Source organism: Hymenobacter sp. AT01-02 (assembly GCF_000961955.2).
Lineage (GTDB): Bacteria > Bacteroidota > Bacteroidia > Cytophagales > Hymenobacteraceae > Hymenobacter > Hymenobacter mucosus.
Window position 1 is genome coordinate 1 of the sequence record NZ_JZIR02000259.1, and the last position, 1181, is coordinate 1181.

At 56.6% G+C, this 1181-nt stretch carries 1 protein-coding gene; it reads right to left on the reverse strand.

From position 1 onward, the window contains the following. Positions 1 to 104 precede the first annotated feature (104 nt). The gene (locus tag VI25_RS23005; protein WP_055562985.1) at positions 105 to 1070 is read right to left on the reverse strand and encodes a tyrosine-type recombinase/integrase; all 966 of its coding nucleotides are present in this window, start codon (positions 1068 to 1070) and stop codon (positions 105 to 107) included. Positions 1071 to 1181 lie beyond the last annotated feature (111 nt).

Sequence of the window (1181 nt, forward strand, 5' to 3'; positions counted from 1 at the left end):
AAGACACAAAAAAGGGACGCTCCCACGTGGGAACGTCCCTTTTTTCTATCTTTGGACACCATAACACTGGTTGCCTCGACTGCTCGTAACAGTCGGGGCTTTTTTTATGCGGCCTCGTCGAGCGCATCCAGGCGGTCTATTTCTGCTTGTTTCATGGCTTCATCAACGTGGACGTATTTCATGGTCATGCTCAGCTTCTTATGTCCCATCAGCTTCTGGAGCACTTCGACTTTACCGCCCCTCCGGATGAACTCTGTGGCGAACGTTTCGCGGCCAATGTGGTGGTGCAGTTTGGTTTTAATGCCTAGCCAGTCCGCTATTTTCTGCAAGGCCCGGTTTGTGTACTGGTCGGTGTAGAGGAAGAAACCATCCGTTTCGTTCTCGGCCCTGCTGTCCTCCAGATAGCGCAAGGCCTTCTTGGTGATGGGCAGCATGAGTTCCTTCTCGTCATAGCGGTAGGTCTTATGCACCTTCAGCTCGACGAGCTGGCCCACCACCTTCGTTTCGCCCATGCGCTTCAGGTCGCCGAGCCGCAGGCCACAGTTGCAGCTGAAGAGAAACTTCTGGAGCATGCGCCGATGGGTAGAGCCTGGCTTTGTTTGCGCGTAGTATTGCTCCAGCGCGGCCAGCTCATCAGGCTGCAGTGCTTTCCACTTGCCGGCCACCGTGGTATTGACAAAGTACTCGTAGGGGTCCTCGAAGGTGATTTTGTCGCGCCGAGCCAGCTCCAGGTAGGCCTTCACATTCCGGTGCCGCCCTGAGCGCGTATTGGTGCAGCTCTTATGCACCTTCTTCAGCCAGGCATCAAAGTCGCCAGCGAACTTGTGGTTCAGGCTGCTGAAGGGTAGCACTGGAATCCTCGCCCCATCCTTTAAACAGGCCTTGTTAAGTGGCAGTGTACGAGCAAATTCGACCACCTTACGCCAAGTCGTTACGTGCTTGATGCGCGTGCATTCCGTTATCTGGCCGCGCCTGCCCCTCTCCTCAATCCGGTGCTCCATATAGCTTAGGAAGTCGGAGCCACTGGCTGCGGTGTTGTACTGGCGCAGGAACTCGTCGACAGTCAGCACCAGCGAGTCGTCGAGCGGTACCGGATGAAGATGTCGTTGGCCTTGGCGCGGGCCCGGCCGATGATCAGGTTGTTGTCCTCCGCTGCCGCATCCAGTGGCCGGCCGACTAGC